This window comes from Arthrobacter sp. Soil764, assembly GCF_001428075.1.
Lineage (GTDB): Bacteria > Actinomycetota > Actinomycetes > Actinomycetales > Micrococcaceae > Arthrobacter.
Window position 1 is genome coordinate 179,803 of sequence record NZ_LMSI01000002.1, and the last position, 22,734, is coordinate 202,536.

A 22,734-nucleotide genomic window follows, 5' to 3' on the forward strand; every position below is an offset into this window, starting at 1 on the left:
TGGTCAGTTCAAATAGGAATCAGAGCCCATACTTTTCCAGCAACCGGAGCCATACCTCGCTGATGGTGGGGTAGGAGGGGACGGCATGCCAGAGGCGGTCCAGTGGCACCTCGCCCACCACGGCAATGGTGGCCGCATGCAGCAGTTCGGCCACGTCCGGGCCGGCGAACGTGGCGCCAAGCAGGACCTTGCGGTCTTCATCAACCACCAGCTGGGCCCAGCCTTCATAGTTCTCCGAATGGAGGGAGGATCCGGCCACCTGGATGGGCAACTCAACGGAGCATGCGTTGTACCCATCCTTCCTGGCCGCCTTCAGCGTGCGTCCGACGCTGGCCAGCTCCGGGTCCGTGAAGACGACGCTGGGCACGGCATGCTCGTTGGCCGTCTGGGCATAGCGCGACCAGTCATCGGGGTTTCCCTTGAGCTCGCCGTTCGCCCGCGCCGCGATGGCGGCGCCGGTGGCGCGGGCCTCGTACTTGCCCTGGTGGGTAAAGAGGTTCTTGCCTGCGGCGTCCCCCACCGCGTAGAGCCAGGGTTCGTCGCCGGGGGTTCCCTGGACCAGCCCCGACCCGTCCGTTGTGAGGGAAAGATGCCCGGAATCGTCCGGCTCGAAACCCGCGCTCTCGAGGCCCAGGCCTTCGAGGGCAGGGTGCCTGCCCGTGGAAACCAGGACCTTCTCCGCCGTCACGTCGGTTCCGTCGCCGAGGCTGACGGTGAGGGTGCCGTCGTCGTTCTCCCTGATGCGTTTCGTGGCGGTGTTCAAGCGAAGTTCCACCCCGTCCGCGCGCAGCCCTGCCGCAACCAGTGCCGAAGCCTCCGGCGGAAAATTGCCCAGCAGCCCGCTGCGCGCCACCAAGGTGACGCTGGAACCCAGCCGGGCGAAAGCCTGGGCCAATTCGGCACCGGCCACCCCTCCGCCCAATACCGTCAGGCTCCTCGGGACCTCACCCGCTGATGTGGCTTCGCGGGTTCCCCATACCTGTACATCCTGCAGGCCCTCAATGGGTGGGGTATTGGGCGTTGAGCCCGTGGCAAGTACCACCGCATGCCGCGCCCGCAGCAGGTGCCGGTTTCCGTCCAGCCCTGCAACCTCCACGGCCCTGGGTCCGGTCAGCCAGGCATGGCCGCGGACCAGGTCGATGCCGGTATCTTCGACCCACGAGACCTGGCTGTCATCCTGCCAGTTGGACGTGAAGTAGTTGCGGCGTTCAAGGACGGCGGCGGCGTCGAGGGTGCGGGTGACTGCCTCCTTGGCGCCCGGCGTCGTCTGTGCCCCGTGCAGCGCGGTGCCTGGCCGGAGGAGTGCCTTCGACGGCATGCAGGCCCAGTAGGAGCATTCACCGCCCACCAGTTCCGCTTCCACGAGTACGGCGGTAAGCCCGCCTTCCACGACGCGGCCTGCCACGTTTTCCCCTACGGCGCCTGCGCCGATGACAACAACATCAAATTCGCGCTCAATGGCGTCGGGCATCATGTGCACAGCCTAGCCGGGGATGACGGGCCCGGCGGCACAAAAAAGGTCCGCACCGGCGAACCGGTGCGGACCTTGTTGGTGCGCCCAAAGGGATTCGAACCCCTGACCTTCTGTTCCGTAGACAGACGCTCTATCCAGCTGAGCTATGGGCGCATTCCGTGTCCCGGGAGAAGAACCGCTCTCCCTGAACCTCGAATTACTTTACGCGAGGGTTGGCCGGGATGCCAAATCGAAAGGACTGTAATCTCGACAACTAGACCGGTATAGGTGACCTTTGTCACTTAATCGGTCGTTTCGCCGCAATAATTCCTTGATTTTCCGCGGAATTCACTTTTGGTGACGGCAGATGTCAGTCAAGCTCCCCAAAAACTCCACTGGTCCGGACCATAGCATTTAGCTCACACCGATGAACCCGAGGAAGGGAACTGCAATGGGCGATCTGGCGCAGAAGCCGCTGCTTGAGAAAGCACCCACCACACATGCCGGTCTGCTGGCATGGGTCGAAGAGGTTGCTGAGCTTACGCAGCCGGACCGCATTTACTGGGTTGACGGGTCCGAAGAGGAAAACACCCGCCTTACCGACGAGCTTGTTGCTGCCGGAACCTTGACCCGGCTCAACCAGGATCTCTTCCCGAACTCCTTCGCTGCGTTCTCGGATCCCGCTGACGTTGCCCGCGTTGAGGAACAGACCTTCATTTGCTCCGAGAACAAGCGTGACGCCGGCTTCACCAATAACTGGATGGAACCGCGGGAGATGAAGGACAAGCTGCGCGGCCTGTTCGCCGGTTCCATGCGCGGCCGCACCATGTACGTCATCCCGTTCGTCATGGGCCACCTGGACGCCGAGGACCCCAAGTTCGGCGTGGAGATCACCGACAGTGCCTACGTTGTTGCCTCCATGCGCATCATGGCAAACATCGGCACCGAGGTCCTGGACAAGATCACGGCCACCAATGCCTTCTTCGTTCCGGCCCTGCACTCCCTCGGCGCCCCGCTGGCACCGGGCCAGGAGGACGTGGCCTGGCCCTGCAACCCGGACAAGTGGATTGTCCACTTCCCCGAAGAGCGGTCCATCTGGTCCTTTGGCTCCGGTTACGGCGGCAACGCCCTGCTCGGAAAGAAGTGCTACGCCCTGCGCATCGCCTCGGTCATGGCGCGCGACGAAGGCTGGCTGGCGGAGCACATGCTCATCCTCAAGCTCACCTCGCCGGAGAAGAAGTCGTACTACATGTCCGCAGCCTTCCCCTCGGCCTGCGGCAAGACCAACCTTGCCTTGCTCGACCCCACCATCGAAGGCTGGGAAGTTGAAACCCTTGGCGATGACATCACCTGGATGCGCATCGGCAAGGAAGGCGAACTGCGCGCCACCAACCCGGAGGCCGGCCTCTTCGGCGTAGCCCCCGGCACCGGCTGGGGCACCAACCCCAACGCGATGCGCGCCATTGCCAAGGGCCACAGCATCTTCACCAACGTGGCACTGACCGATGACGGCGGTGTCTGGTGGGAGGGCATGACGGACGAAGTTCCGGCCCACCTGACCGACTGGGAGGGCAACTCCTGGACCCCCGATTCGGGCCGTCCCGCCGCCCACCCGAACTCCCGGTTCTGCACCCCCATCTCGCAGGTGGACATGCTGGCTGAGGAGTACTACAGCCCCGAAGGCGTGGAGCTCTCAGCCATCCTGTTCGGCGGCCGCCGCAAGACCACGGTTCCACTGGTCACGCAGGCGCGCAACTGGACCAACGGTATCTTCATGGGTTCCACCCTGTCCTCCGAGACAACGGCCGCTGCCGCCGGGCAGGTGGGCGTGCTCCGCCGCGACCCGATGGCCATGCTGCCCTTCATCGGTTACGACGCTGGTGACTACCTGAAGCACTGGATCAGCGTTTCAGGCAAGGCCAACCCGGAACGCCTGCCGCACATCTTCCTGGTGAACTGGTTCCGCCGCACCGCGGACGGTGATTTCGCGTGGCCTGGCTTCGGCGACAACGCCCGGGTCCTGAAGTGGGCCATCGAGCGCCTCGAGGGCAAGGCGGACGCCGTCGAAACCCCCATCGGCTTCGTCCCGGCCGGACATGCACTGGACCTCACCGGCCTGGACCTCACCCACGCCCACGTGGAGGACGCCGTCCGCGTTGACCGCGAGGAATGGGACGCCGAGCTCGCTTCCATCGAGGAATGGTACGCAAAGTTCGGTGATTCCCTCCCGGATGCCCTGCGCGCGGAGCTCGACTCCCTCAAGGAACGCATGGCCAAGCACTAGCCACTGGTGGCCCCGCACCTTTTCGACAAGGTGCGGGGCCGCCGTCGTTCCCCACCATCGAATCAGCTGGCGAGCCAGATGTCCGGGCCGAAGACCTCGTAGTGGATCTTGGTGGCCGGAATGCCGGCGTTGATGGCCTCATTGCGGATGTTCTTCATGAACGGCAGGGGGCCGCATAGGTAGAGGGAGGCGTCGGCCGGAAGGTCCACTTCACGCAGGGTCATGAATCCCTCCTTGGCGCCGTCCACCGGCTTCTCCAGCCAGAGCTGCAGTTCGGCACCGTCAAGGCGTTCGACGTCGTCCGTCATCTGGCTGCGCAGTGCCCAGCTGTCCAGGGTGCTTTCGGCGTGCAGCACCAGGACCTGCCGGTCGGAGCCGGTTTCGGCGAGGGAGCGGAGGATGGAGGCGGTGGGGGTGCAGCCGATGCCGGCGGAGGCGAGAACCACCGGGCCGTCCCCCTCCTTGAGCGTGATCTCGCCGTAGGGATTCGAGATCTCGACGACGTCGCCCACCTGGACAGTGTTGTGCAGGACGGGGGAGACCTCGCCGCCGTCGTCCAGTTTGGTGGTGAAGGTGCGGCTGGTGCCCGCGTCCCCGGAAAGGGAGTACTGCCGGACCTGGCGCAGGCCATCAGCGACGGCCACCTTCACGCTGATGTACTGGCCGGGAAGGGCCGGGGTTACAGGGGTGTCGTCGGCGGGCTCGAGCGTGAAGGTCATGGAGCCGGTTCCTGCCGGTTGCTTGGCTGCCACGCGCCAGGGCATCCACATCCTGTCATTGGCCTGCGCTGCGTAAAGACCCTTTTCGAGCTTGATCAGGGCGTCCGCCATCAGCCAGTACACCTCGGTCCAGGCTTCGGCGATCTCGGGCGTGATGACCTCGGCCAGATCTTCGGCGATCGCCGCGAACAGGTGCTCATAGACCACCTGGTACTGCGGTTCCGTGATGCCCAGTGAGGCGTGCCGGTGCGCGATGCGCGAGAGGACGGTTTCCGGCAGGGTGCCCGGGTTGTTGACCAGGTGGGTGGCGAAGGCGGCAATGCTCCCGGCCAGGGCCTGCTGCTGGTTGCCGGAACGCTGGTTGGAGCGGCTGAACAGGCCATCCATCAGTTCGGGGTGCGCCGCAAACAGGCGGGCGTAGAAGTTGGGGGTGATGGATCCGATCCTGGAACCGACCAGCGGCAGGGTGGCCTCAATGACGGGGCGGGACTTGTCCGAGAGCATCTGAACTCCTGAGGTTATGGCCGGGGCCTTCGTCCGGCCGGATGAAAACTCATATTTCAAATACGAGTATTTCTGCCTCAGTTCTACACCTTGTAGAAGTTTGAAATCAAACCGGGAGCCGGCACCCGGATAGCAGGGTCACAGCCCCGGGCGGAGGCCGATCATCTGGAAGACCGGTGCCATTTGCCGCTCCTGCGGGAGGTCCGCGATGACCACGGAGTCCAGTTCCGCATAGAAGGCCTCGCGGGCCCGGGCGAGTGCGCCGCGGAGTTTGCACTCGTTAATGAGGGGGCAGTTCCCGCCGGGCGCCACGCAGTCAGCAGGGTCAGTGCGGGTATCAAGCTGCCGCAGGATCTGCCCCACGGTGGCGATGCGGCCCGCGTGGCTGAGGCGCGAACCGCCGGAGCGGCCACGGGCAACCTCAATGAGCCCCATGCTCCGGAGCTTCGCCATGGCCTTGCTGACGTGGTTGTAGGGCGTTCCCACTGAGTCTGCGATGCTCTGGGTGGTGAGCAGCGTGCCGTCCGGAACGGCTGCCAGCACCATGAGTGCGCGCAGGCTGACGTCAGCGAAGGCATTGATCTTCATGGCTGCAGTCCGGTCTAGTCCACCCAGATGGCGGGTTCGCTGGCGTCCGCACCCAGCTCGCCGAATTCCCAGGACTGGGTGGTCGCGTTGGCGGAGTATGGCAGCACCGCGGCAAACAGGGAACCGTCCCGGTGCTCGGCGGCCACGTGGATGGCGTCCGAATCCTCCTCCACCAGCAGGATGTCGCAGACCACGGCGGCGGCGCGGAAGTCGTCCCGGTTCTGGCGAAGGAGGGCCTGCAGGTCGTGGATCATGGCGTCGGCGTCGAAGTCCCCGTCGCTGCCTTCCGTGGCATCCGCCGGTGAGACGGCAACCAGCCGCACCTCGCCGTCGTTCTGGACCGTCAGCGCGAAGGGCAGGAACCCGCCGTTGCGCTGGAGCTGCTCCTGGGCCGCGCTGACGCCCGTGCCCAGGAGGTTCTCCAGGTCAGTTGCCGTGGCGTCGGAGACGGAATCGCGCCAGCTTTCCTGCCCGCTGTTTCCGTCCGCTGCCTGTCCGGTGGAGTCCGTCATCCGCGGCTAGGCCCGGACCAGGGACAGGACGCGGTCGCGGATGCGTTCCATGGTGGCCCGGTCCGTGGCCTCGGCGTTGAGCCGCAGGAACGGTTCGGTGTTGGAGGGGCGCAGGTTGAACCAGTAGCTGCCGTCGTTGGCCGTGAAGGTGCTGCCGTCGAGGTTGTCGATGGTGAGGTCCTCATCCGCGAAGGCCTGGCGCACCCGCTCCACCGCTGCCGGCTTGTCCTCCACCTCAGAGTTGATTTCGCCGGAGCTGACGTAGGGCTCGTATTCGCGCGCCAGCTCGGAGAGCGGGCCGTCCTGCTCGCCCAGGGCTGCCAGGACGTGCATTGCTGCCAGCATGCCGGTGTCGGCGTTCCAGAAGTCGCGGAAGTAGAAGTGGGCGGAGTGCTCGCCGCCGAATACCGCGCCTTCCTTTGCCATGACTGCCTTGATGAAGGAGTGGCCAACGCGCGTGCGGACGGCGCGTCCGCCGTCGTGCTCCACCAGTTCGGCGACGGCACGGGAGGTCAGCAGGTTATGGATGATGGCGGGCTTTTCCTCGCCCTGGGCCTTGGCGCGGGCGATCTCGCGCCGGGCCACCATGCCGGTAATGGCCGACGGCGACACGGGCTCGCCCTTCTCGTCGATGACAAAGCAGCGGTCGGCGTCGCCGTCGAAAGCCAGTCCGATGTCCGCACCGTGTTCGATCACCGCTGCCTGCAGGTCGCGGAGGTTTTCCGGCTCCAGTGGGTTGGCCGGGTGGTTGGGGAACGAACCGTCCAGCTCGAAATAGAGGGGGACGATGTCGAAGGGCAGCTTGGGCAGCAGCGAGTCACCCAGGACAGCCGGGGTGGTCAGGCCGGCCATGCCGTTGCCGGCGTCCACCACCACCTTCAGGGGACGGGAGGCAGAAAGGTCAACGAGCTTGCGGAGGTACTCGGAGTAGTCCTTGAGGACGTCGCGGACGCTGATGAGGCCCCTGGTGCCGGTTGCGGGAATGGACCCGGAGTTGAGGTACTGCTCCGCGAGGGCCTGGATTTCCTTGAGGCCGGTTTCGGAGGAGATGGGGACGGCGCCCGCCTTGGCCATCTTGATGCCGTTGTATTCGGCGGGGTTGTGGCTGGCGGTGAAGGTGGCCCCGGCGCGGTTAAGGAATCCGCAGGCAAAGTACAGCTCGTCGGTGGAGATCAGGTCCAGCAGCTCAACGTTGGCGCCGCGGGCTGCCGCGCCGTTGGCGAAGGCCTTGGAGAACTCGGGGGAGGAAGGACGCATGTCCCCGCCCACCACGATGGTCTGGCCTTCGAGCTGCAGGACGTCCACGAACGCGGCCCCCACGGCTTCGACGATTTCGGCGGTGATCGACTCGCCCACAATCCCACGGACGTCGTAGGCCTTGAAGGATGCCGAAAGGTCAAATGTCGTTGTCTGTTCGCTAGTCACGGGCTTTATCTTACGTGGGCAGCGCGCGCGGCCAATGTGGTTGGGGGAGGTCTTTCATAACAGGTCCGCCCTTGCGCCCGCTTTCCACATAGCAGCCGGCTGCTGTGCAGGGTGTCGGAGGGTGCTGGGATACTGAATCAATGGCCGATAACCAGTACACGTCCACCGTTTCCGCTACCGCCGTTGCAGACCCGGCAGGTCCCGGCGCACCCGGAACCGCCACCCACGCCGAAGCGCTTGAGGTCCTGCGCGGCCTGGTGGGGCACCCGGACGCGGTCTTCCACGAGGGGCAGTTTGAGGCCATCGAGGCATTGGTGGACGGCGGGCGGCGGGCTTTGGTGGTCCAGCGCACCGGCTGGGGCAAGTCGGCCGTCTACTTTGTGGCATCCCTGCTGCTGCGGCGGCGGGGTGCCGGGCCCACGCTGATCGTCTCGCCGCTGCTCGCCCTGATGCGGGACCAGGTGGCCGCTGCCGCGCGGGCCGGGGTTCGCGCCGTGGCCATCAACTCCGCCAACCAGCTGGAGTGGGACACCGTCCGTGAACAGCTGGCCGCCGATGAGGTGGACGTGCTCCTGGTTTCCCCGGAACGGTTGACCAATCCCGCGTTCCGGGAAACCCAGCTGCCCGAATTGATCCGGCGGACCGGCCTGCTGGTCATCGATGAAGCCCACTGTATTTCCGACTGGGGCCACGACTTCCGCCCCGACTACCGGCGGATCGCGGACCTCATTACACGGCTGCCGGATTCGGTCCCGGTCCTGGCCACCACCGCCACAGCCAACTCGCGCGTGGTGCACGATATCGAAGAGCAGCTCGGCGCCGGGGTCCTGACCATCCGCGGTTCGCTGGGCCGCGACTCGCTGCGGCTTGGTGTCCTGTCGCTCCCCGACTCCAAAGAGCGGCTGGGCTGGCTCTTGACCCACCTGGCGGATCTGCCGGGCAGCGGAATTATCTACACCCTTACCGTTTCCGCGGCCGAGGACACTGCCCGCCTGTTGTCGGAGGCGGGACATAATGTGCTGGCCTACACCGGACGGACCGATCCGGCAGACCGTGAGCGGGCCGAGCAGCTGCTGAAGGACAACCAGGTCAAGGCGCTCGTGGCCACGTCCGCCCTGGGAATGGGCTTCGACAAGCCCGATCTTGGTTTCGTGGTCCACCTCGGGGCGCCGTCCTCGCCGGTGGCTTACTACCAGCAGGTGGGGCGTGCCGGCCGTGGTGCTGCCGATGCTGACGTCCTCCTTCTCCCCGGCGCGGAGGATCGGGAGATCTGGCAGTATTTCGCCACCGCGTCCATGCCCTCGGAGGAAAAGGCCGCGGCGGTGCTGACGGCTCTGGCCGGGGCCGGAGCCGCCCTGTCCACGGTGGCGCTGGAAGCAAGGGTGGATCTTCGCCGCACACCGCTGGAGCTTCTGCTGAAGGTGTTGTCGGTGGACGGCGCGGTGGAACGGGTCGGCGGTGGCTGGCGGTCCACCGGCCAGCCGTGGGTTTACGACGCCGAACGCTACCGCCGGATTGCCGAGGCGCGGGTGGACGAGCAGGACTCCATGGTGATCTACCAGGACACCGCAGGCTGCCGGATGGAGTACATCACCTCGGTCCTGGATGATGAGACGGCCCGGCCGTGCGGGCGGTGCGACAACTGCGGGGGCCGCTGGTTCCCGGCGGAGGTGGCAGCCGATGCCACAGCGGCAGCCAGCCAGACCTTGAGCCGGGCCGGCGGTGTCCTTGAACCGCGGCTTCAGTGGCCCAGCGGCATGGACCGGCTGGGAGTGCCGGTGAAAGGAAAACTCAAGCCGGGAGAAGGCCTTTCGGAGGGGCGCGTCCTGGCCCGGCTGACGGACCTCGGGTGGGGCGGCGCCTTGCGGGAGCTGTTTGCCGCCGGCGCGGAGGACCGGGCGGTGGACCCCGGGATGCTCCAGGCATGCGTGCAGGTCCTGCGCGAATGGGGAACCGGTGATGGCCGGAACCCGGGGTGGAGCGGAGCGGGCAGGCCGGCAGCCATCGTGGGTGTGCCGTCCCGCAGCAAACCGCAGCTGGTGGGTTCGCTGGCAAGGGGGATTTCAGAAATCGGGCGGATCCCCTACCTCGGAGAGCTGCAACCGGCACATGGCGGCCCCACCGGCGGCCGCGGCGGAAACAGCGCCTACCGGCTGGCGGGGGTATGGGACCGGCTGGTGGTGGGACCGGAGCTTGAAGCCGCCCTGCAGTCCGTCCAGGGCCAGACGGTCATGCTGATTGATGATCTGGCCGACAGCCGGTGGACCCTTACCGTCGCGGGGCGCGCCCTTCGGATTGCCGGGGCGGGAGCGGTGCTTCCCCTGGTTCTGGCCCAGGCCGGCTGACGGCGGCCCCTGCATGGCGGGGGAGCAGGAGGCTGTCCGCGGTGCTGGCCAGCATCAGGACGGCCATGGCCACGAACGCGCCGCGGAAGGGCCCTGACGGATCCTGCGGTCCAAACGCCAGCCCGTCGAAGGTCCGGATGAGCAGGGCTGCCACCGCGATACCCGAGCCCGTGCCGAGTTGTACCAGCGTGGCGGAAACAGTGTTGGCGGAGGTCAGCTGTGCCGGCGGGATGTCGGCGTACTGCACGGAGGCATAAGCCGAGAAGCCGATGGAGCGGAAGGCGCCGCTGCATACCAGCAGCACAACCATCAACGCCTCAGGGGTCTCCGGTGTGAGAAGGGCGCAGAGAGCGAAGGTGACGGCGGACCCCAGCGAGGCGAACACCAGCATCGCCTTGAAACCGAATTTCCGGATCAGCGGGGTGGTGGCCGGTTTGATCCCGATGTTCCCGATGAACACGGCTGCCACCAGGGCGCCGGCATGCAGCGGGGACCAGCCGAACCCGGTCTGGAGCATCAGCGGAAGCAGGAACGGGACCGAGCTGATGGTGACCCGGTACACGAACCCGCCCGTGGCCATTGCCCGGAAGGTCCGGGTGCGGAAGACCTGCAGGTTGAACAGTGGATGCGGCGTCCGCCGCATCCAGAACACGGCTCCGGCCAGTGCCGCAAGGCCGGCGGCGGCACTGATTCCGGCCCAGGGGAGGTCCGGGTGGCTGCTGGCGAGTTCCAGGCCGGCCACCAGCGCGCCCACCCCCAGGGTGGTCAGGACCATCCCGGGCCAGTCGAGCCGCCGGCCGGAATCCCCGGGTGCTACCGGAACCAGGCGCAGGGCGGCGAGAAACGCGGCGGCACCCAGGGGGATGTTCACCAGGAAGATCCAGTGCCAGGAAAGGTACGTGGTGAGCGCCCCGCCCACCAGCGGTGCCAGGACCGGCGCAAGGAGTCCGGGCCACACCAGGAATGCGGTGGCACGCAACAGCTCGGATTTCGGGGTTCCGCGCAGGACCACCAGGGTCCCCACCGGAACCATCATGGCCCCGCCAACGCCCTGGGCGACGCGGCTCAGGGTCAGCGTGGCCAGGTCCTGGCTAAGGGCGCAGGCCAGGGAAGCAAGCGTGAAGACGGCGATGGCCGCGCAGAAGATCCGCCTGGCGCCGAACCGCTCCGCCAGCCAGCCGCTGATGGGAATGCCGACGGCTACGGTCAACAGGTACGCGGTCATGGTGATGTTGACGTCGGCGGCGGGAACGGCCAAATCTGCCGAAATGCTGGGGATGGCCGTGGTGAGGACCGTGCCGTCCAGGAATTCCATGAAGAACGTGGCCGCCACCAGAAGTGCCAGGCGTGGGTTCCATGCCGCCCGGGCGACGTCCGTTTGGTGTGATTTGCTGCGTGCCGCCATGCGCCAATCCTGCCACCGCTGCAGAGGCAGGCGCCTTCCCCGTCCGCTTTGCGGACAGCGCGTTCCAGGCGGAGGCGAAAGCCACACCCCGGTTTCAGAAGCTTGTCCGCGCATCCGAAACCATAACGCTCTGATACGCGAACGGGCTTATGGCAGGTTGCGGGGCGCCGGGAAACGCAAAAGGCCCCGGTCCAGTGGACCGGGGCCAAACGCGGAGACGGGGGGATTTGAACCCCCGGTCGAGTTTAACCCCGACCCTTCATTAGCAGTGAAGTCCATTCGGCCGCTCTGGCACGTCTCCAATTGCTATTCCTAGCCCACCAAGGATACGCAGATCCGGCCATGCAGTGCAAAACGGTCACTCCCAACGCCCCGGCCAGCCGGCCGCGGCCCAGGGAGCCTACGGGAAACGCTGCACGGGGCGGACCATGCGGATCTCCGGCAGGTCCTCCCAGTCCGGCAGGATGTCCCGGGCGCCGTCGGGTTCAAAGCCGAACCGGCGGTAAAAGCCGATGGCGCGGCCGTTCCCGGCGGCCACCCACAGACTCGCCGCCTTGGTGCCCAGGGCTGCCGTGAGCAGGCGCCGGCCAAGCCCAAGGCCCTGGTGCGAAGCCAGCAGGTACAACCCCCACAGTTCCAGATCACCCGAGGACGGCGGCGGGTGGCCTTCGGGGGAACCGGGAGCCGGCAGGAGCCGTACACCCGCGAACCCAACTACCGTCCCGCCGTCGCACGCCACCCACACCTCGGCAGGTTCCGGCCGGTCCAGCAGGTGCCGCCAGAGCCGCAGCCTGTCTGCCGGATCCACGGCAGCGAGGAAAGCATCGGACAGCATTCCCCGGTATGTTTCCTGCCAGCAGCGGACATGCACCTGTGCCAGCTGTTCGATGTCCCTGGCGCCGGCCCTGCGGACGGCCGGAGTGGGCTCCATGGCCGTCAGCCTGCCAGCGCCTTCCACAGGAAGTGCTGGCTGCGGGCCTGCAGCGCGGCGGCCTGCCGGTTGTCGGAGGCGCCGGCATGGCCGCCTTCCAAAGCTTCGTGGAACCACACGTTGGGAATGCCCATGGCCAGCATCCGGGCCGCCATCTTGCGCGCCTGCACCGGGCCGACGCGGTCGTCCGATGTTGCCGTCCAGATGAAGGTCTCCGGGTACTCCACCGCATCCTTGAGCAGGTGGTAGGGCGAGAAGGTCCTGATGTACTCCCACTGTTCGGGGACGTCCGGGTCCCCGTACTCGGCAATCCAGGAATGCCCGGCGGAGAGCTTGGTGTAGCGGCGCATGTCCAGCAGTGGCACTCCACAGGATACGGCCCGGAACAGTTCGGGGTAACGGGTGAGCATGTTTCCCACCAGGAGCCCGCCGTTGGAGCCGCCCACGCAGCCCAGCCGCCGGGGAGATGTGACGCCGCGCGAGATGAGGTCGCGGGCCACGGCTGCGAAGTCCTCGTACGCACGGTGCCGGTTTTCCTTCAGCGCGGCCCGGTGCCAAGCCGGCCCGTACTCGCCGCCGCCGCGGATGTTTGCCACCACATACACACCGCCGCGGGAGTGCGGCGCCTTCCCGTCGCTTGCGTCCGACAGCGTGGTCCGCCGCTCCAGCCATGCCCGGCCCACCGTGCCGCTGTAGGCGGGCGTCCGGGAAACCTCAAACCCGCCGTAGCCGGACAGCTGGGTGGGGTTCTGCCCGTCCAAAGCCAGCCCGCGCGGAGCTATCTGGAAGTACGGGACCCGGGTGCCGTCGTCTGACACGGCGAAGTGCTGCTCCACCTCATAGTCGCCGTCGGCAAAGAACGACGGCGAGGCCTTGATGGTGGCGTGGCGGCTCACCACGCCGGACGTCCCGGCCTCGTCGTGCCCGTTCCCGGCCCTTTCCAAGGTGCCGCGCATGAGGGTGGTGGGGGTGGTGAAGCCGGTGGCGACGAGCCAGAAGTCGTCGCCGGCGCCGCCGTCCGCCGGTCCCTCGTCCTCGTCGTCCACGGCGTAGGCGTTCACGTCATGCAGCGGCGGGCAGGCATCAAGGAGGGTTGCCGTCCAGCCGCCGTGCGCGCGGCCGGTGGGCCGGGAAGGGTCCAGTACCCGGATTTCCGAGGAAACGTCCCTGAGCAGGTTGAGCAGCAGGAAGTTCCGGGTCCAGCTCCAGGACTGCAGCGACGTGTGGTCATCCGGAGTGAACAGCAGGGTGGGCTGCCGGCTGCCGGACAGGTAGTCCTCGAAGTTGGCGGCGAGGAGCGATCCTGACGGGTAGGTGGTGCCGTCCAGGTCCCAGTCCTGCTGCGGGCGGAAGAGCAGCCACTCCCGGTGCGCGCTGATGTTGACGTCGGTGGGAACGTCAATCTGCACCCAGTCCCCGTCCCGCAGCACGAAGTTGGTCCGGTTGAAGAAATCGATGTAGTCCACGGCGAAGGTGCGCTCAAATCCGGGCGTGGAATCGTGCGCCGCAAACGCCATCATGTGCTCTTCCGGCACCTCGAACAGGCGCGGGGCCGCGGCCAGGGAATCACCGCGCTTGAGGGTCACCGCCGTGCGGGCATAGGAGGATGCGGTCCTGGGCAGGCCTTCTGCGGTGGAGGAAACCAGGAGCGTATCGGCGTCCAGCCATGACACATTGCCCTTCGCGGTGGGCAGGTCGAACCCGCCCCGGGCGGGATCAACGAAGCCGCGCGCCTCGACGTCGAACTCACGGTAGCGGTTCGCGTCGCCGCCGTCGGGGGAGAGCGCAAGCAGTGCCAGGCGGTAGGGCTGGCCGGCCGCGGGGCGCAGGAACGTGGCCCCGTGGAACACCCACTCTTCGCCTTCGGCCCGGGACAGTTCGTCAACGTCCAGCAGGACGTCCCATTCCGGGGAATCGGTGAGGTAGCTCTCCCAGGTGGTGCGCCGCCAGAGGCCCTTGGGGTTCCGGCTGTCCTTCCAGAAGTTGTAGTACCAGTCGCCGCGCTTGCCCACCATGGCGATCCGGTCCGTGGAGTCCAGGACCTCCAGGATGCTGTTCTCCAGTTCGGCGTAGCCGGCGTCCTCCAGCAGGTCCTCGGTCCGGGAATTCTGCTCCCGGACCCAGGCCAGCTGTTCCTCGCCGTAGATGTCCTCCAGCCACACATTTTCGTCGACGGGCACCGGTGCCGTTCCCTGCGGTGCGGTGCCGGGGGTGTCCTGGCCGGGACCGGGAAGGGATGCTTGATCAGCTGCTGTGGTGGTCATGGGGCCCATCCAAACAACATCCCCCAACGCTGGCAAGTCAAGCGGCCGCGGCATACTCCGCTTCCAGCCCGTACGCTGGATGCCGTGGAATTATCGCAGAGCATCCGGGCCGTCATCATCGGCGGCGGCCCCCGTGGCACCAGCGTGCTGGAGCGGCTGCTCGCCCACACCAACGCAGCGGGCACGCCCGTGCGGCTGCACATCGACGTGGTTGACCCCTACCCGGCGGGCCCCGGGCACGTGTGGCAGCCCGGGCAGTCCCGGCTGTTCCTGATGAACACCCAGTCGTTCTACCCCACCCTGATCCCGCAGGACCCTTCGCTGCCCGCGCCGGTTGCGGGCGGCACGTTCGACCAGTGGCGGGCGCAGCAGCAGCGGGAGCCGCTGCCGGTCCTCAACGGCGAGGAACGGGCGGAACTGGCAGTGCTTGAGTCGAACGACTTTCCCAGCCGGGCCCTGTACGGACGCTACCTTCAGTGCACGCTGGAGGAACTGCTGGGCAACGCACCCGACGGCGTCACGGTGGACTTCCACCAAACCTCGGCCGTGGCGGTGCGTCCGGTGGGGGACGGAAGGTTCGACGTCGGCCTGGCCACCGGAGCGACGCTTCGCGCCAACGCCGTGGTGCTGGCCCTGGGGCACATCCCGTCCCGGCTGAACCCGGAACAGCGCGAGCTCCAGGCCGCAGCTGTGCAGCTGGGTCTGCAGTACTTTCCCCCTGCCGCGCCCGCAGACGTGGACTGGTCCCGGATCCCCGCGGGCGAGCCCGTCCTGGTCCGCGGCATGGGCCTGAATTTTTTCGACACGATGGGGCAGCTCACCGAAGGCCGCGGCGGGAAATTCGTGTCCACCGGCAGCCGGCTTGAGTATGAACCGTCCGGCCAGGAGCCCCGGATCATTGCTGCCTCCCGGCGTGGGACCCCCTACCGTGCCAAAGCAGCCCTCAACGGCTACTACGCCGCGTCCGTCACCCTCCGGTACCTCACAGAGGCTGCCTTGGAGCGGCTGGCGAAGGCGGGTATCCGGCCCTCGTTCGACCATGACCTGTGGCCGCTGCTGCACCGCGACGCCCTCTGGGCCTACTATTCAACGCTTGTGCGCTCGCAGCCGGCCGCGGTCTCCGACGCGAAGGTCTTCCTCGCAGCGCTGGAGGAAGCCTTGCAGCCGCACGCGCACAGCGCCGTTAAGTGGGAAGACAACGTGGAGAGCGTCCTGGCCATCCACGTCGGTCCACGGCACCGGCTGGACCTGCCAGGCCTGGCGGCCCCGCTGGCCGGCCGCTCGTTCGCGTCCCGCGGCGAGCATGATGCCGCGGTGGTGGAGTTCCTGCTGGACGATGCGCGCCGTTCAGCCCGCGGCGAGGACGACCCCGTCAAAATGGCCATTGCCGCGCTGCACCACGGGCGTGCCGTCCTCAAAACGGCAGTGTCCGACGGCGGCATCACCGACGAGTCCTGGGTCGCCGGGCTGCGTGGCTGGTTTGAGTCCTTCGTGGAGGGCCTCGCCAGCGGCCCCCCGGCGCTGCGCGCCGAACAGCTTGCCGCACTGGCAAGGGCCGGCGTGGTCAGCTTCGTTGGGCCGGACCCCAAATTCGGTGTGGACCGGAAGTCCGCGATGTTCACTGCTTCCTCGCCGTGGGTTGCGGGTCCCCGGGTCATTGCGCGGACCATGGTGGAGGCCCTTGCCCCGGGCAACCGGGTGTCGGCAAACGATTCGCCGGTCCTGGAACAGTTGCTGTCCGATGGCCTGGTGCGGCCCAGGCTCATGATGGCCGCCGAAGGTGCTCCGGTCGAGTCCACCGGCCTGGACGTGGAGCCCCACCCGTACCGCCCGGTTGCCGCCAACGGGTCGGTGACGGAAAACCTGTACGTGCTGGGCCTCCAGTTGTCCTCCACCCAGTGGGGCACCGCCATCGCCGCCGAAGCCCTCCAGCCAGGCAGCCCCGCCTACCGCAGCGGTCAACGGACCCTCCGGGATGCCGACGAGATCGCGGCGGCCATCCTCCGCAGCTGACCCACGCCCGCTCACCTTTGGCAATGATTCTCCAAACGCCCGCTCACCTTTGACCGTAAAACAGCAGCGCCCGCTCACCAATGGCGAGCGGGCGCTGCTGTTACGCGGCCGCCTGGCCGCGCCGTCGGGGTGCCTTTCCGTCAGCCCCGCAGGCAGGCGCGGTAGGCGGCCATGGCCTGGCCGTAGTTCGCCTGGCCCCTGACGTCAGCGGGGCGGGTGGGCTTGACCGGCGGAACGCATACCGGCTGCGCCGGCGTATCGGCTCCCACCAGGACGGCGACCTTCACCACGGTGCCGGACTCGACGGCGGTGAGCACCAGTGTGGCCGCGCCCTCCGCTGTCCCGGCCGGGACCGCCAGGTTCACCGTGGCCGCGCCGGAGGCGACCGGAACGGTGCCCAACTGGGTCACAGTGCCGGCGGCATCGGTGAACGAGGCCTCCAGCGCCGTGTTTACCGGGCTGCCCAGGGACGTCATGTCCAGTTTGGACACGGCCGCCGTGACCGGTTCGCCGGGCTTGACGCCAGCGGCAGTGGTGTTGGTGACTGCCACGGAGCGGCGGGCGAAGTCCGGGGAGACGGGGCTGCTCTTCTGGAGGTACCCGATCCACGCGTCCCGGTCCACCAGCCCGGAATCGCGGGTGTTTGTGCCCTCCGTGAAGATCCGGAAGTTGTCTCCGCCGGTTGCCAGGAAGCTGAACGTGCCTACCCGGTAGGACCTGGCCGGGTCCAGCAGTTCACCGTTCACGTGAACCGAGGTGATGCGGTCTCCGGCTGCGCGGGCGGCGTCATAGGTGTAGTTCACGTTCTTCGACAGGCCCAGCTGCAGGTAGGCGCGGCTGGGAACCGTGCCGTCCGGGTTGGTCTGCCACTGCTGCTCCAGCAGGGTCTTGAACTGGGCGCCGGTCAGGGACGTGGTCCACAGGTTGTTCACGAACGGCAGCACCGCATTGGCCTCGGCGTAGGTAATGGTGCCGTCCGGTGCGTAGTACAGCTCATTGCGCAGGCCGCCGGGATTGACGACGCCGATTTCCGCGCCGCCGAGCTCAGCCGGCTGCAGGGAAGAGAGCAGGGAGTCGGCCACCAGGTTGCCCAGGGTGGATTCGCTGCCGCGGTCATCGCGCTTGGCGGTACCGGTGGCGTCGGTGGTGAAGGCGGTGGTGATGTCCTTGGTGACCGAGCCGATGGGCTGGTTGCCAACCACGGCGGCGTCCGCGAGCGCTTTCTTGACGATGGCATCCACTGCGGCCACCCGCGGGTACGCGGCGACCAGGTCAGCAGCAGCATCCGTGGTCCGTTTGACGTTACCGGCCTTGTACGCCGTCACCTCCTTGCTGGCGGTGTCCACGGTCAGCTGGATCTGGCCCACGTTCTCACCGTAGTTTCCGGTCTGCACAATGGGACGGGTCTTGCCCGCTGCGCCGGGAACGGGAGCGTCCCAGGCGTATTCCTTGTGCGTGTGGCCGGTGAAGATCGCATCCACCTCGGGAGACGTTTCGGTGACCAGCTTCGCGAACGGGCCGCCGGCTGCCACTTCCTGTTCCAGTGTGGCGCCTTCCACCACACCGGATCCGGCGCCGTCGTGATCCTCCACGATGATCACGTCGGCCAGCTTGTCCGCCGTGATCTTTGCGGCCACCCGGTTGATGGCGTCCACCGGGTCCCCGAAGTCGAGGTCGGCGATGCCGGCCGGTGTGACCAGGGACGGGACCTCCTGGGTGACGGTGCCGATCACGGCAACCTTGATGCCGTTCAGGTCCAGCACCGTGTACTCGGGCAGCACCGGTTCGGTGGTGCCCTTCCTGTAGACGTTCGCGCCCAGGTACGGGAACTTGGCGTTGGTGCCGCCCGCGATGACGCGGTCGCGCAGGTCCGCCCAACCGCCGTCGAACTCGTGGTTCCCCACCGCGGAAGCCTTCAGGTCCAGGGCGTTCAGGACGTCGATGGTGGGCTGGTCCTTCGCAACTGCCGAGGCGAACAGGGAAGCGCCGATGTTGTCACCGGCGGACAGGAACGCGGTGGCGCCGGGGGCGGCTGCGGCCCGCAACTTCTCGATGGTGCCGGCGAACTGGACCGTGTTGGTGTCGATCCTGCCGTGGAAGTCGTTGATGTTCAGGAGGTTGAGGTCAACGGTGGCAGGTGTGGACGCCAGGTTCAGGCCCACCACCACGGGGTCGTGGTCGCTGGCACGGAACTGGTCCGGGGCGTAGTAGTTGGTGATGTTGCTGTTGTAGCGGCTGTATTCCAGCGCCACGGATTCCACGGAGTTGATGTTCCAGATGTCGGCCCCGGTGACCACGGCATTGGCCGCCGGAGAGGCAAGGATGTGGTCCAGGGACCCCACCAGGCCGCCGAACAGGTAGGAGTGCTTGGCTGAGCCGTCGGCGTTGCGGGCCTTGTCGTCCTGGTTGACATAGCCCGCGGCGGTCAGGACGTTGATCGGGTCTTCTTTGCCGTAGGAGTTGAAGTCGCCGGCCAGGAACACCTTGTCGGTGCCCTTGGACTTCTGCAGTTCGTCGGAGAAGGCAAGCAGGGACTGCGCCTGCGCAGTGCGGGCAAGGTTCGAGGCGCCCTGGCCCTTGTCGGTGTCGTCCGGGGTAGCAGCCGAGCCCTTGGACTTGAAGTGGTTGGCGATGGCGATGAATTCGGTGCCGGCTCCGCCGCCCACAGGCCTGAAGACCTGGGCCAACGGCTTGCGGGCGCTCGCAAAGGCCACGGTGTCGTTGTGGATGATGGATTCACCTACGGGTTCGGCCACGGCCTTTTTGTAGATGAACGCGGTGCGGATCATGTCCTCGTCAGCCAGCGGCGGAGCGTTGGCGGGAGAGCGGACGTAGTCCCAGATACCGGGGCTGGGGATGTTGAGGGCTTCCACCAGCCTGGCCAGGGCATCGTCCCGGTTCTTGCCGAACTGCGCGGAGTTCTCGACTTCCATCAGGGTCACCACGTCGGCGCCGGATTTGGTGATGGCGGAGACGATCTTGTCCTGCTGGCGCTTGAAGTTCTCGGTGTTGGCGGCGCCGCGGGCGTCACAGCCGCCGCGGACCGTGATCGGGTTGCCCTCGCGGTCCTCATAGAACGTGCACCCGGACAACGTGTCGCCCGTGGTGGGGAAGTAGTTCAGGACGTTGAAGGACGCGATCTTCACGTTGCCGCCCACCGGTGCGGGAGCTTCGGTGCGGGTGGCCCCGAAGCTGGCCGGCTGGACCGTGCCCTTGTTGGCTTCGGTGAGGTGGGTCAGCGGCTGGAGCTTCCAGGAGTTGTTGGCGTAGCCCAGCACCACGTTGCTGGTGAAGGTAGCCGGGGAGCCCACGCGGACGGGGTCTGCAGTTGTGAGGTACGGAAGCACCTCGGCCTTGGTGGTGGCGTCCTTGAGGAAGTTGGTGCTGGACCCGTCATCGAGCTTGATGCCCCGGGCAGCATTGTCCGCGACGACGGTGGTGTACTCCGGTGAGCCGTACGGCGCCACGGCGGTGGGCTGCACCAGGGGAGTGGTTCCGCCGGCCAGGCCAATCTCGCCGTACTGGTTCAGGCTGTAGTTGTCGCTTACGGTCAGAGGGCCCTGGGGTGTCAGGAGCATGCCTTCCAGCGACTCGCGGAAGGCCTCGGTGGCGGGCAGGGTGAAGAGTGCCGGCTTTACTTCGGGAGCGGCGTCGGTGAGCTTGGTGAGCCCGGTTTCGGCTGTGACGTTGAGTTGGGTCATGCCGTAGTACTCGGCCACCGTGCCGGTTACCTGGACGTAGTCACCGGCCTGCACAGAGGCCACCGTGGCGGGGGAATAGACGAAGATTCCGTCGGAGGCTGAGTGGTTGGTGGCCGTCAGGTCACCGCCAGTGCCGGGGGTTTGGAGGTAGTAGCCGTTGAGCCCGCCCGTGGGAAAGGCCGCGGTGACTTTGCCCTTGGTGGTGACCATGGCGCCGGTCAGGGGGCTTTCCGTTCCGGTGCCCTGGATTTCCGCGATGGCCTTGGCCACGGGGTCGGGGGTGGGGACCGGCGTCGGATCCGGAGCGGTGCCGCCGGAGGAAGCCGGCGTGATGGCGGCAGCCAGGGTGAAGTCCGCGGCGTTGCTGTTGCTGTCCCCGCCCGCGGTCCGGTTGAGGCTCTTCACATCGGTGTTTGATGCAGGTGCCCCGGCGGCCCGGGTCTCAAAGGTGTTGGAGGTGCCGTAGCCCAGGAGGTCGGCCACGCCCGTCGTTTCCACCACGGAGCCGGTGGGGAGGCCGACGGCGGTGGGCTGTTTGGCGAGCACGATGGTGCCGCTGCTGCCGCTGAAGTTAAGGGCCCCGGCAACGAGGTCCGGCGCCGGCAGGTCGGCGCCGTTGGTGCCGTTGCTGCTGCCCTGTACCAGGTAGTAGCCCTTGGCGGGAATCGAACCCGAGAGGGCGGCCACCCCCGTTGGAGCCGCGGTGCCGGTGCCGGAACGGTACTGCACGGACCAGCCGTCCAGGGAAACAGGAGCGTCGGAGCTGTTGTAGAGCTCCACGAATTTGTTCTTGTAGGCGGCGCCGCTGCTGCCGCCGCTGAGGTAGGCCTCGTTGATGACAACGGGGGAGGTGCCGGCCGCGGTTGAGACCTCCGCGGCCGCCGGGACAGCTGTCAGCGGGGCTGCGATAAGCCCCGCTGACAACGCTGTGCCCAGCGCTAACTTCCAAGGTGTTTGATGCATCCGCTCTTACTTTCATTGAGGTGTCCCGGTGGGGGACCCAGTGGAGTGCGTCCGGCTGTGCCAATCGGACTGGGGCCCGGATCCTGCTCCTGGTCAAGTGGGTGTCCGGCACATGACAACAGCACTGAATGAACGCAGGGTGGATGGAGCGTGCATTCGGCGGGACGTTCCCCAGCGGAGCGGCCCGCTCTCCGGCCCGGAGCCTGCCTGGCCCGGACCGGAGGTGCTGTTGGCGGGAGTGATGGCGCCGGCAAACCCCAGGTGTGCCGGCAATCACAAACGATACCCGCGGGTAGCTTTCGGTCCCGGGTTTGGCTGCGGGTTAATCCAAAGAATTTACGTGCCTGCAACAGGCGCGGCCCGGAAAGTTAAAGCAGGAAACCCCTGGCGGCCGTTGCCGGCTGCCAGGGGTTTCTTCCGCGGAAGGTAAGAGATTCGAACTCTTGGTACGGGGTTACCGCACACTGGTTTTCAAGACCAGCTCCTTCGGCCGCTCGGACAACCTTCCTCAGCTAGTAGTGTTTCATAGGCACTTGCCTGCAACAAAACAGGCCGGGGATGGTGACCGGTGCACACTGGTTGCAGCCAGGATTTGAGTCAGGAACGGGAGAGGTCCATGAAAGCCGTCTACATATCGGAACCGGGCGGCCCGGAAGTGTTGGAAGTCCGGGACGTGGATGCCCCGGTGCCCGGCCAGGGCGAAGTGCTCATTGATGTGGTGGCCGCGGGCCTGAACCGGGCTGATGTCCAGCAGCGCAGGGGTTTCTATCCGCCGCCGCCAGGTGCCTCCGAGATTCCGGGACTGGAAGTGTCGGGCCGGATCGCAGGCTTTGGCCCCGGCGTCAGCAAGCCCTTCTCGCTGGGGGACAAGGTAGTGGCCCTGCTGGCCGGCGGCGGCTACGCCCAGCAGGTGGCGGTTCCGGCCGAACAGGTACTGCGGGTGCCCGAAGGGGTGGACCTGGTCACCGCGGCGTCGCTGCCGGAGGTGGCGGCAACGGTCTACTCCAACCTGATCATGACAGCGCAGCTGCAGCCGGGTGAAACCGTCCTCATCCACGGGGCTACCGGCGGGATCGGCACCATGGCCATCCAGCTTGCCAAGGCCTTCGGTGCCAAGGTGGCCACCACAGCCGGCACAGAGGAAAAGGTCAGCACCGCCAAGGCCTTCCTTGGAGCGGACATCGCCATCAACTATGCCGAGGAGGACTTCCCGGAGAGCCTCCGGCGGCAGAATGACGGCAAGGGGGCGGACGTCATCCTGGACGTGGTGGGCGCCAAGTACCTGCAGCAGAACGTGGACGCCCTGGCGGACTACGGGCGCCTGGTGGTGATCGGGCTGCAGGGTGGCGCCAAGGGTGAGCTGGACCTGGGCCTGTTGCTGAAGAAGCGCGCAGCCGTGGTGGCCACCGCCCTGCGGCCCCGGCCGGTGGCAGAAAAGGGCGCCATCATGACTGCGGTCCGGGACGCTGTATGGCCGCTGGTGGCCGATGGCCGGATCCGCCCGCTGGTCGCCAAGACGTTCCCGCTGGACCAGGTGGCTGCGGCGCACCGCTATTTCGACAGCGGCGACCACGTGGGCAAAGTCCTTCTGCTCATGTAACACCCTGAGCTGCATACCCGGTATTGC

13 protein-coding genes and 3 tRNA genes are annotated in these 22,734 nt (G+C 67.0%); 4 read left to right on the plus strand and 12 right to left on the minus strand.

Annotation, left to right across the window (positions count from 1 at the left end; translation table 11 throughout):
• Positions 1-19: 19 nt before the first annotated feature.
• Both ASG86_RS03230 and ASG86_RS03235 read right to left on the minus strand, forming a co-directional pair.
• On the minus strand, positions 20-1,474 hold the full coding sequence (locus ASG86_RS03230; RefSeq protein ID WP_056330165.1) for a dihydrolipoyl dehydrogenase family protein: 1,455 nt from the start codon (positions 1,472-1,474) through the stop codon (positions 20-22).
• Between the two features lie 76 nt (positions 1,475-1,550).
• Positions 1,551-1,627: transfer RNA gene (locus ASG86_RS03235), tRNA-Arg, on the minus strand.
• A gap of 277 nt (positions 1,628-1,904) precedes the next feature.
• Here ASG86_RS03235 and ASG86_RS03240 point away from each other — a divergent pair.
• Positions 1,905-3,737 carry a phosphoenolpyruvate carboxykinase (GTP) gene (locus ASG86_RS03240; protein WP_056330168.1) on the plus strand — a complete coding sequence of 611 codons (1,833 nt, stop codon included), beginning with the start codon at positions 1,905-1,907 and terminating at the stop codon, positions 3,735-3,737.
• A gap of 62 nt (positions 3,738-3,799) precedes the next feature.
• Here the strand turns inward: ASG86_RS03240 and ASG86_RS03245 are convergent, their stop codons facing one another.
• The 4 genes from ASG86_RS03245 to ASG86_RS03260 form a co-directional block, all read right to left on the minus strand.
• Positions 3,800-4,960, minus strand: coding sequence for a globin domain-containing protein (locus ASG86_RS03245; protein WP_056330171.1), 1,161 nt, complete (start codon positions 4,958-4,960; stop codon positions 3,800-3,802).
• A 138-nt stretch (positions 4,961-5,098) separates the two neighbouring features.
• Positions 5,099-5,548 carry an RrF2 family transcriptional regulator gene (locus ASG86_RS03250; protein ID WP_056330173.1) on the minus strand — a complete coding sequence of 150 codons (450 nt, stop codon included), beginning with the start codon at positions 5,546-5,548 and terminating at the stop codon, positions 5,099-5,101.
• Between the two features lie 14 nt (positions 5,549-5,562).
• On the minus strand, positions 5,563-6,060 hold the full coding sequence (locus ASG86_RS03255) for a hypothetical protein (RefSeq protein ID WP_056330177.1): 498 nt from the start codon (positions 6,058-6,060) through the stop codon (positions 5,563-5,565).
• A 6-nt stretch (positions 6,061-6,066) separates the two neighbouring features.
• Complete coding sequence (locus ASG86_RS03260; protein WP_056330180.1) at positions 6,067-7,485, minus strand: phosphomannomutase/phosphoglucomutase; 1,419 nt, start codon at positions 7,483-7,485, stop codon at positions 6,067-6,069.
• Between the two features lie 140 nt (positions 7,486-7,625).
• On the opposite strand from ASG86_RS03260, the gene ASG86_RS03265 reads away from it, so the two are divergent.
• Positions 7,626-9,830 (plus strand): RecQ family ATP-dependent DNA helicase, encoded by a 2,205-nt coding sequence (locus tag ASG86_RS03265; RefSeq protein ID WP_056330183.1) that lies wholly within the window; start codon positions 7,626-7,628, stop codon positions 9,828-9,830.
• Here the strand turns inward: ASG86_RS03265 and ASG86_RS03270 are convergent.
• The 4 genes from ASG86_RS03270 to ASG86_RS03285 form a co-directional block, all read right to left on the minus strand.
• Positions 9,754-11,235 (minus strand): MFS transporter, encoded by a 1,482-nt coding sequence (locus tag ASG86_RS03270; RefSeq protein ID WP_056330185.1) that lies wholly within the window; start codon positions 11,233-11,235, stop codon positions 9,754-9,756. The genes ASG86_RS03265 and ASG86_RS03270 overlap by 77 nt on opposite strands.
• Positions 11,236-11,447: 212 nt before the next feature.
• Positions 11,448-11,536: transfer RNA gene (locus ASG86_RS03275), tRNA-Ser, on the minus strand.
• A 99-nt stretch (positions 11,537-11,635) separates the two neighbouring features.
• Complete coding sequence (locus tag ASG86_RS03280; RefSeq protein ID WP_056330336.1) at positions 11,636-12,166, minus strand: GNAT family N-acetyltransferase; 531 nt, start codon at positions 12,164-12,166, stop codon at positions 11,636-11,638.
• 5 nt (positions 12,167-12,171) lie between these two features.
• Positions 12,172-14,430, minus strand: a complete 2,259-nt coding sequence (locus ASG86_RS03285; RefSeq protein ID WP_056330187.1) for a prolyl oligopeptidase family serine peptidase — start codon at positions 14,428-14,430, stop codon at positions 12,172-12,174.
• A gap of 84 nt (positions 14,431-14,514) precedes the next feature.
• Between ASG86_RS03285 and ASG86_RS03290 the strand changes: the two genes are divergently transcribed.
• Positions 14,515-16,443 (plus strand): FAD/NAD(P)-binding protein, encoded by a 1,929-nt coding sequence (locus ASG86_RS03290; RefSeq protein WP_056330189.1) that lies wholly within the window; start codon positions 14,515-14,517, stop codon positions 16,441-16,443.
• 140 nt (positions 16,444-16,583) lie between these two features.
• On the opposite strand, the gene ASG86_RS03295 is transcribed toward ASG86_RS03290, so the two are convergent.
• Together ASG86_RS03295 and ASG86_RS03300 are read right to left on the minus strand one after the other, a co-directional pair.
• Positions 16,584-21,107 carry an ExeM/NucH family extracellular endonuclease gene (locus ASG86_RS03295; RefSeq protein ID WP_056330192.1) on the minus strand — a complete coding sequence of 1,508 codons (4,524 nt, stop codon included), beginning with the start codon at positions 21,105-21,107 and terminating at the stop codon, positions 16,584-16,586.
• Between the two features lie 420 nt (positions 21,108-21,527).
• Positions 21,528-21,615: transfer RNA gene (locus ASG86_RS03300), tRNA-Ser, on the minus strand.
• 108 nt (positions 21,616-21,723) lie between these two features.
• Here ASG86_RS03300 and ASG86_RS03305 point away from each other — a divergent pair.
• Positions 21,724-22,707 carry an NAD(P)H-quinone oxidoreductase gene (locus ASG86_RS03305; protein WP_056330194.1) on the plus strand — a complete coding sequence of 328 codons (984 nt, stop codon included), beginning with the start codon at positions 21,724-21,726 and terminating at the stop codon, positions 22,705-22,707.
• Positions 22,708-22,734: the final 27 nt, after the last annotated feature.